The organism is Alcanivorax sp. HI0083 (assembly GCF_001635175.1).
In genome coordinates this window covers 1-1,478 of the sequence record NZ_LWFX01001609.1, presented here as the reverse complement: position 1 = coordinate 1,478, position 1,478 = coordinate 1, and the positions used below count along the sequence as shown (strand labels likewise).

The 1,478-nt window shown below is 60.4% G+C and carries 2 protein-coding genes; both read left to right on the top strand.

Annotated features, from left to right (window positions below):
- Positions 1-476 (top strand): M24 family metallopeptidase (locus A3754_RS23875; RefSeq protein WP_156497194.1); only part of this gene is annotated, 476 nt, incomplete at its 5' end.
- A 193-nt stretch (positions 477-669) separates the two neighbouring features.
- On the top strand, positions 670-1,478 hold an 809-nt coding region (locus A3754_RS23870), incomplete at its 3' end, for an FAD-dependent monooxygenase (protein WP_063521531.1).

Here is a 1,478-nt window from a genome sequence, read left to right as displayed (position 1 = left end):
TCAGCAAGCCACAGCAGGCGCTGTATGAGCTGGTGCTGGCCAGCCAGTATGCGGCCATCGAAGCTACCCACCCGGACAACCACTGGAACGTGCCCCACGAGCAGGTGGTGAATATCCTTACTCAGGGGCTGATCGACCTGGGCCTGTTGAAAGGGGAATTCAACGAGCTGGTGGAAACCGAAGGCTACCGACAATTCTTTATGCATCGCACCGGCCATTGGCTGGGGCTGGATGTGCATGATGTGGGTGATTACCGCATTCAGGAACAATGGCGCCAGCTGGAGCCGGGCATGGCGCTGACCGTGGAGCCGGGGCTGTATGTGGCGCCGGATGACACCACAGTGGACGAGCAATGGCGGGGTATTGGCATCCGTATCGAGGATGATGTGCTGGTCACCAAAACCGGCTGCGAAGTGCTTAGTCACGAAGTGCCGAAGGACGTGGCGGATATCGAAAAGATAATGAAGGGTAGTTGAAAGTTTAAAGTTGAAAAGCGCGAGAGGGGGGTTGCCTTTGAGTGTCTGTGCCCGCGCCATTACCGGGGAACGCGGGCACGACATTACACACATCGACAACTGGATTCGCGTTTAAACTTTACACTTTGAACTTTCAACGCTTTGCATGATTCGCGCCTCAAGTGGCGCTCCTACAGTGAAAATGGACGTTGGAATGACGCAACAACCTTTGGTGATTGTTGGCGGTGGTATGGCCGGGGCCTTGCTGGCGCTGTTGTTGCGTCGTCACGGTGCCGCCCGGGTAATGCTGATCGAAAGCCATCCGCTGTCCCTGCCAGACGCTCCCCCCCTGACTCCCAGCTTTGATGCCCGCAGTACCGCCTTGTCCGCGGGGACGTTGGCGGTACTGGATGATCTGGGTCTGGGCCATGCCGTTCGAGAGCACGCGGCGGCTATCGGTACGGTGCATGTGTCGCGACAATCCCGCCTTGGTATAACGCGCATGTCCGCCGCAGAAGAAGGGGTAGAGCAGCTGGGTGCCGTGGTGGAAAACCGCTGGCTGGGGTTTGTGTTGCTCGGGGCCTTGTTTGCGGATGAGGGCATTGAAGTGCGGGCGCCGGATACCTTGTCGGGTATTCGCCGGCAGGAGGGCGGTTACCAAATCACTCTGGCCAGTGGCGAGGTGGTGGAAACGCCGCTGTTGATCGCCGCCGACGGCGCCCGGTCCAAGACCCGGGAGTGGCTCGGCATTAGCGCCCGTGACCACGACACTGGTCACGATGCGTTGATCGCTAACCTGTCCCTGAAAGAGCCCCACAAGGGAATCGCCTGCGAACGCTTTCTGAATGACGGCCCACTGGCCCTGTTGCCGCTGCCCGACCAGCGCATGGCGCTTGTGTGGACCGGCCCGCGGGCGCAGGTGGACCAGTGGATGGCGTTGGCGGACGACGAAGCACTGGCGCAGCTGCAAGGTCGTTGCCCGGCAGAGGCGCCACGGCTTTGTGGTATCGGTGAACGCCAGCG